Origin of the sequence: Treponema sp. Marseille-Q4523 (assembly GCF_016901105.1) — a bacterium.
Taxonomy (GTDB): domain Bacteria; phylum Spirochaetota; class Spirochaetia; order Treponematales; family Treponemataceae; genus Treponema_D.
In genome coordinates, this window is record NZ_JAFEVM010000016.1 from 58,610 (window position 1) to 66,632 (window position 8,023).

At 49.7% G+C, this 8,023-nt stretch carries 5 protein-coding genes and 1 pseudogene; 4 read left to right on the top strand and 2 right to left on the bottom strand.

The features are described 5' to 3' along the window. Positions 1-136: 136 nt before the first annotated feature. Both ychF and JSQ97_RS06755 read right to left on the bottom strand, forming a co-directional pair. On the bottom strand, positions 137-1,276 hold the full coding sequence (ychF, locus tag JSQ97_RS06750) for a redox-regulated ATPase YchF (RefSeq protein WP_205075355.1): 1,140 nt from the start codon (positions 1,274-1,276) through the stop codon (positions 137-139). Between the two features lie 441 nt (positions 1,277-1,717). Then, positions 1,718-2,947: a dicarboxylate/amino acid:cation symporter gene (locus JSQ97_RS06755; RefSeq protein ID WP_205075356.1), complete on the bottom strand. Its 1,230-nt coding sequence runs from the start codon at positions 2,945-2,947 to the stop codon at positions 1,718-1,720. Positions 2,948-3,178: 231 nt separating this feature from the next. On the opposite strand from JSQ97_RS06755, the gene JSQ97_RS06760 reads away from it, so the two are divergent. The 4 genes and pseudogenes from JSQ97_RS06760 to JSQ97_RS06775 form a co-directional block, all read left to right on the top strand. Continuing rightward, positions 3,179-3,928 (top strand): hypothetical protein, encoded by a 750-nt coding sequence (locus tag JSQ97_RS06760; RefSeq protein ID WP_205075357.1) that lies wholly within the window; start codon positions 3,179-3,181, stop codon positions 3,926-3,928. Positions 3,929-4,229: 301 nt separating this feature from the next. Beyond that, positions 4,230-4,934: a TetR/AcrR family transcriptional regulator gene (locus JSQ97_RS06765; RefSeq protein ID WP_205075358.1), complete on the top strand. Its 705-nt coding sequence runs from the start codon at positions 4,230-4,232 to the stop codon at positions 4,932-4,934. Between the two features lie 753 nt (positions 4,935-5,687). Then, positions 5,688-7,451 (top strand): ABC transporter ATP-binding protein, encoded by a 1,764-nt coding sequence (locus JSQ97_RS06770; RefSeq protein WP_205075359.1) that lies wholly within the window; start codon positions 5,688-5,690, stop codon positions 7,449-7,451. A 55-nt stretch (positions 7,452-7,506) separates the two neighbouring features. Beyond that, a pseudogene (locus JSQ97_RS06775) lies at positions 7,507-8,023 on the top strand (ABC transporter ATP-binding protein); the annotation flags it as partial.

The following is an 8,023-nucleotide window of genomic DNA, read 5'->3' on the forward strand; positions in this document are numbered from 1 at the left end:
GGCTGCGTGCCGTTTCGAGCGTTATGCCTACGAAAGCCTGCCCCTAAAAGCTCGACCGCGGCTAAGCAGACGGGTTCTCGCTGTAAGCATAGCTTTATTAGTTAACATTTTCCAAACTTGACATTCAATTTAATTATTATTTTCCGGCGGCATTGAATTTAATAAACAATACGTCGCCGTCCTGCACGACGTAATCTTTTCCCTCAATGCGGTATTTTCCCGCTTCTTTGATCTTCGCTTCCGAACCGTAAGTACGCAAGTCGTCGATCGAATAGGCTTCGGCTTTGATAAAACCTTTTTCAAAATCCGTATGTATGACGCCCGCCGCTTTCGGAGCGGTGTCTCCTGCGCGGATCGTCCATGCGTGACAGTCGTCGCTTCCCGCAGTAAAAAAAGTGCGCAGCCCCATGAGCTTGTACGCCGTCCGCGCAAGATTTGCAAGCGCCGATTCTTTGAGTCCTGCGGCTTCCATAAATTCCTTACGGTCGTTTTCGTCTTTGATTTCCGCCAAATCGGATTCGAATTTTCCGCAAATGACGACGGTCTCCGCGTTTTCTTCGGCGGCGATTTTTTTTACCGCTTCAACGTAGTCGTTCGTACCTGCAGCGATCGCGTCTTCGGAAACGTTACAGACATAAAACGTCGGCTTCATCGTAAGCAAAAACATATCGCTCACGGCCGCCTTTTCTTCCGGTGTCAGCTGGGCGAGCCGCGCGCATTTTCCCGCTTCAAGCAGCGGTTTGATCTTTGCAACCGCGCTCGTCCAATGCGCGTATTTTTTTTCTTCCTCTTTTCCGAGCGCGCGGCTCGCCTTCGTCACTTTTTCCTGCCGCTTTCTTATCGTATCCAAATCGGCAAACGCGAGTTCCATATCGATCGTTTCGATATCGCCTTTCGGGTCGATCGGCACGACGGTATTCGCATTTTCGCGGACGTGCATGATATCGGCATCGTCAAAACAGCGAACGACGTGTGCGATGCACGCCGTCTCCCGGATATTCGCCAAAAACTGATTGCCGAGCCCCTCTCCCTGAGCCGCGCCTTTAATAAGACCTGCGATATCGACGATCTTTACCGACGTCGGTGTGATCTTTTTCGGCTGAAAAACGCTTGCGAGAAAAGCGAGGCGCTCGTCCGGTAAATCGACAATGCCGACGTTCGGATCGATCGTACAAAACGGAAAATTTTCCGCAGCGGCGGGAGCTGCCGTCAGCGCCGTAAATATCGTAGACTTGCCGACATTCGGCAACCCGACGATTCCGCAATCGAGTGACATGATTCCTCCGTAAAAGCGTACAAAAATGTACAATAATCAACAACCCCGACACAGAGCATCGGGTACAGTGCTCAACGTTTCGCACTGTATGTTCTCATAAAGTGGTTGCAGTCGGCTTTAATACCCTTTTTTACGACGCAAAGCGTCGGGGTATTAAACCCTCCGCACGAATAAAATAGAGTTTTCAGTATATATGATTTACCGGCGCTGAACAAGGGAACGAAACACTATTCGTAATCAACGGAGAATGATTAACAGGGCACCGATTAAAAATCATCGGGTTCAAGGATAAAGTTTTGACTCGTCAATATGCCTGCGAGATCGTGCTTTTTGCCTCACTCAATTTTTTGTCTTTTGCCCTTTCGATATCGTCGCGAAATTACAGCGACGGATCTTCTGCCCGCCCCGCAATTTTGTTAAAAGTGAGTTTTTCGAAATGCCCTAAATAAAGTGCTGTACCGAATGATGCTCTATCATGTGCGTTTTGACACCGACGATATAGCTTCCGAACATCGCGCTCAACACGTCGAAGGCTGCGGCAAACGAACAGAGGATCGGCGCGACGGGGCGCAATAGGAGATAGCCCGTTTCAAAGCCGCGTCCGTAAAGCGTACACAGCACCGTAAGCGCGATAAAGGGGCCGCCTGAAGGAAGCCCGCCGAGCAAAAACGATAAGCCGATCGACATGCAGTAAATCCACAGGATATTGCTTACGGGAATTCTCTGATATGCGTACGACCGCCAGATGACGACGAAGCCCACCGTCACGATGAGCGCCGCTCCGCCGCGCGCAAAAATCGAAAAGAGCGGATACGCGATACCGTTGATCCTGCGCCGTATGCCGAGGCTTTCTTTACCCGCTCTCATATTGATCGGCAACACGAAGTTCGTATCGCCGCTGAAAAATGCGGTGATGATCGAACACAGGCTCGCATAGAGTACGCGGTACGGATGCGGATCGTGACAAATATAATGCAAGAGCACGGGGTAGATGCCGCCCGCAACGAGTATGAATATGCCGAACAGGAGGAGGATGAGCGGAACGAAGGTGCCGCCTGCGACGATCGTGCGGAATTGTATCGCCCAGCTGCACATGACGGCTATCATGCCGATAGAAAGGATTTCGGTAAAGAGGGTCACGATATTGTAGCAGAGTTTTGAAAGTGCATCGGTGATCGTTATGATCGGACGGAATGCCGCCTGATCACCGGTACACGCGCCGCCTGAAAAACACGCGAATAAAAACGCCGGAAATAAAAACGTACCGTTTATGAGCGTTTCGAATGCGGATGAAGGAAAGAGCGCGCGTATCAAATCGTTTATGTTGAGCGAAACGGGTGCGGCGGCTTTATCCGCAGTGATGGGGATGCGCGGCAGGCGGATCGCCAAAATCGCGACGAGGCCGATAAAAGTCAAAAGCAATGCCGACGCGATCGTTACACCGGCCGTCCACATGCCGGTTTTTAAAATCATTTTCGATTCGCGCAGTTTGTTGACTGCCGTCATCGCGGTAAAAAAAACGAGCGGTACGACGATATATCTGCCGAAGCGGACGATCACTTCCGTAATAAAAGCGAGCGCGGAAGATGCGGCTTCCGAAGCCGCAGGCACGGCAAACGAAAGCGCGATGCCGAGCAGCGCTCCGATCAAATATTTGAGCCAAAGTTTCATAGTGCCAGTATAGCACAGCGCCCGCACTTCGTACAATCGCACGCACGCCGTACGTTTCGTTCCGGCCTACGCCCGCGTGGAGCGCCGCGAAGCGTTCCCGCCGCAAGCGGAAGCGGCGGCGGGGATGAGGGTTACCGAAGCGCGGAAGGCGGGATGGCAAAACGGTGCCGTCCGAACCGAAACCCGAATGACGACTTTTTATTTGCACGGGACTGTGTTATAGTAGTGCGTATGGAAAAAACAATTTTGATTGCGGGAAAAGATTTGCCCTACGGCGGAGACTTTGCCGACGGTATGGCGCTCGCAGGATACAATGTCGTCGTGACGGGCAATCCCGAAAGCGACAGCGCTTCCGTCACGGCAGGCGATATCGTCATCGCGTCATGGAACAGACCCTCGTCCGTGTCCGCCCGTTCCCTCGTGTTGCAGGCGGAAAACGCATTTACCGTTATCGACGAAACGGTGCTCTATTTCGACGCCGCCGTGTATGCGCAGCAGTTTACGGCGCTTTCACCGGAAGAATGCACGCGCGCGATCGACACGATGATTGCAGGCTATTGCTATGTAACGATGGAAATTTTAAACCGCATCGAACAGCGTAAAGCAAACGGCAAACTCATATATATCGTGCGTCATCATCCGAACATGGCCGATGTCATACGCTCGTCGGCGCTTCGAAGCAGTACCGCAAACGCTGCAGGCCCCTTTGTCGCCGGCGCCGAAGCCGCCTTTACCGCCTTTGCCGAAAATATCGCAGCTTATGCCGGAGACAAGCAAAACGTTTCGGTCATACTCGTTTCATGCGACGTCCAAAACGATACGGCCGAAAAGGACGGCTCTCTCGCATCGTGGCTCGCCGATTACCTCGCTTCCCTCGACGGGATAAAAAAGCGCAGCGCGAAGCAGTCGCTGTCTTGGATAAAAGCCGGATCGAAAGCTCCCGGTTCTCTGGGGCAAAATCTGCTTTCGCGTTTCCGATAACGCAGGCGGAGCTCTGTCATACAAATGCGCGAGCCGTCATACCGGTACGGCTTATCGGCGCTCAACGCTTTGTAGGATATGTTTTCATAAGAGAACCGCGCTTATTTAGGCTGAAAAATGACAACAAGCATATTAAATGGATTATAAAGGAAAATTTAAAAAAGAACCGATTGATAAAAGCGGACGGCGAATGGGTCGGAATGATGGAAAGCCGATTGTCTGCGTGTTGAAACACCAAACATGTTGAAACGCAAAACATTGACAAAGCGATAAAAACATATTAGCGTTGCTTACGATCGATATGAAAGCAAACGATACGAAACCCGAACGCGAAAAAAAGAAAGCGCATATAAAATCTCCGTCGCAATCGGAACGCGCGACGAAACACGCAAAGACAAAAGCGCCGAATTCCAAAGAGCGCATTTTGCAGTGCGCCGCTTCCGAATTTCTGCAAAAGGGCTGGGCGAAAAGTTCGATGCGAGAGGTTGCAAAACTTGCCGGCGTCACGACCGGTTCTCTGTACTTTCATTTTAAAAATAAAGAAGCGCTTTTCGACGCGCTCGTAAAAGACGTGTACGATTCTCTTTTGGCAAACCATCGCGCAATGTACGATACCTTTTTCAATATGTCGCCGGATATAAAAAAGCGGCGCGCATTCCGTTTTGAAAGCCGTAAAACAACGATCGACTTTGTGTACGAACATTACCGCGCGGTAAAGCTGCTCGTGTGCGGTTCGGCCGGCACCCGCTATGCCGATTTTTTTTCACTCATGATGGAAGATACGTACAAAGCCGATGTGCGCGCTTTGTCGTCGCTCAAAGATTTCGGCGGTGTACTGCATTCCGACATAGACCTGCGCCTGTATTCGGCGATCGATAAAAGCTTTTGGAACTGCCTGTTCGAAACCGTCCGCTTGGACATTCCCTACGAAAAAGCGCTCAAGTACGTTGCCGTACTCGACGAGTTTTACGAAGCCGGCTGGCGCAAAATCCTGTGCGACACATGATAAGAACCCGTTGAAAGAAAAAAATGAAAATCAATAAGATTGTATTTAGTATTATTTTCCTTTGTGTTTGTTCTTGTTTTGCAAAAGAACTTGCCGATTATGACACTCCTGCGAAGCGAGAACAAAAAGCAATTGACCGTGGAAATCTTATAATACATGCGCTTGCAGCTTATTACAAAGACAACGGCGTTTATCCGGAAAGTTTGGAAGATTTAATACCGGTGTATTTGGATAAAATACCGAACCCGGGATTGAGAAACGGTTTTAACATTCGGACGAAATTTCACTATCTCAGATTAATAAGCTGTAAAAATTTTACACTAAGTTTTAGATATGATATATTCTCTGAATTTTATTATAACTCGTATGAGGCTAGATGGCATTACGCAAATCATTGATTCCTGTAGAAATATGGACAGGATGTTTCAAAGATTGCCGAAAAGTTTGGAAGCATCCCGTATAAAATATTAAAGGCGCTTGAGATCGGAAATATAAAAAACGTATTCAAAATAGGACTACCCGAGCAGGCATCGTACGATCGATACGATTTTCGGTTTTGTTTTAAAGAGCTTTGACGTTTCGCCGCTTTTTTCCTTGACAAATTTCTTTGCGCTCTGTATTATAACGATGTTATGTTAGCTAAAGCTAATTTACGGGGTATTGATGTACTTTCTCACTGGCGTTGCGAAAGTGCGGGCGTTCATCAATCCTCGACTTTTGATAAAGTCTGCGGTTGATGAATGAGGAGAAATTATGCTGCAAAGATTTTTTGCGTTGTCTGACGCGGGGACGCGGAACTTGCGTTCGGCGATTACATTCGGCACTATTATCAATTTGTTTTTGATGGTTCCATTGGGGCTTTCGCTGTATGTACTGCAGTATTTTTTGGCGCGCATTATGCATCAAGGTTTTCGCGCTCCGAATGTGTGGGCGGTGTCGGCGGCCGCTCTCGCGATGATTGCCGTACTGTTCATCCTCGAAAAACTGAAGTACGGCAGAATGTACAACGGTGCGTATGAAGAAGCGGCGAACGTACGCATTTCACTTGCCGAATCGCTTCGGAAACTCCCGCTGTCGTATTTCGGCAGACGGGATTTGTCGTATTTGACTTCGACGCTTTTGAACGACGTTACTCTGATTGAAGAATCGCTTTCGCACGCCGTGCCGGAGCTGTTCGGCGGCGTCATTTCGATTTTGATTGCCGCGGCTCTTTTGGCGTTTTTGGATTGGCGGATGACGATTGCGCTTTTTATCTTTGCCTTTGCAGGGTTTTTTATCATCGTCGCCGCCCGATCAGTGCTGGATAAAAAAGCAAAGCAGGTGTTTGCGCGAAAAGATTCTATCTACGATTCCTTTCAGCAGATGATCGACAATATCAAAGTGCTGAAATCTTCCGATAAAAAAGCGGTGTATGTGCAAAAACTCAAAGACGATATTACCGAGTCAACGTACGTAACGCTCAAAGCGGAAGCGGTGGGCGGAGCGTTTATTTTCGGTTCGGCGGCGATTGTCCGCTTCGGCTTTCCCCTGGTGATTTCATACGGCGCGTACTTGCTGGCGCATGGGAGCATCGACCTGTTGACGTATATCGTCTTTTTGCTCGTTTCCTGCCGCATCTTCGATCCGCTGACGACGGTGTTTATGATGCTCGGCGAATTCTTTTTAATGATGATTGCCGTCGAACGCAAACAGGCGATTGTCAATTATCCCAAGCAGACGGGAAGCGAAACCTTCAAGCCGAACGGTTACGATATCCGCTACCATAATGTTTCATTCTCATATAATGAACCGAACGGTAAAGATGTGGACAGCGATACCGAAGAAAACACGGTAAGCGGGATCGACTTTACCGCAAAGCAGGGCGAAATTACCGCTCTCGTCGGGCACTCCGGCTGCGGTAAATCCACGATTGCACGCTTGGCCGCTCGCTTTTGGGACGCTTCATCGGGCACAGTGAGCGTCGGCGGCGTCGATGTTTCCACCGTAGATCCGGAAACCCTGCTCGCAGCTTTTTCGATTGTATTTCAGGACGTCGTGCTTTTTAACGATACGGTATACAACAATATCTTAATCGGCAACCGGAATGCAACGAGGGAACAAGTGTTTGCCGCGGCAAAAGCCGCCCGGTGCGATTCGTTTATCGAAAAACTGCCGCAAGGTTACGATACGGAAATCGGTGAAAACGGCTATACCCTTTCGGGCGGAGAACGCCAGCGGCTTTCCATCGCCCGTGCCCTCTTAAAAGACGCGCCGATCATCCTTTTGGATGAGGCGACCGCCGCTCTCGACCCTGAAAACGAAACGCTCATCCAACATGCTATCGGTACACTTATAAAAGGTAAAACCGTTATCGTCATCGCTCACCGCCTGCGCACCGTCGAAAATGCCGACAAAATTATCGTACTCAACAAGGGTATGATTGCCGAAACCGGTACCCACGCAGAACTCATGGAGAAGGGCGGCATTTACCGGGAGATGTATCGGCTGCAGCGGGAAAGCGAGCAGTGGTCGGCATAAATAATGGGTAATGAATAATTGGTAATGCGTAATTGATAAGTAGGGGAATTTCTCTATGAATAATAAACAAAACCGGCCGGCGAAAAATCCGACAAAAGAACAGCCGGCACAGCAAGCGGCTGAACGCAATCCCGCAAAGCAGCAGACTATCAAGCGGCTTTTAAGCTATGCGGGAAAGAGCAGAGGGCTTTTGTCGCTGTCTCTTGTACTTTCCGGCTTGAGCGCTCTCGTCGGTTTTGTGCCGTACATTATGGTGTTCTTTGTAATGCGCGATGTGATTTCCTCAGTTGCGGCAAAAGAGGCGGTAAACGCCGCCGCCCTTGCGCGTTACGGACTGTGGGCCGTCGGTTCGGCTGCGGCGGGCTTTGTGCTCTATTATGCGGCGCTTATGCTTTCGCATACGACCGCGTTTACGATTCAGGAAAACCTTTCGATTCGGATGACCGAAACGCTTGCGGAACTTCCCATCGGCTGGCATATCACGCATGTGAGCGGTAAAGTGCGCAAGGTGTTTGAAAAAAACGTCAATCAGCTTGAAACGCTGATCGCTCATAGCCTGCCGGATACCGCGC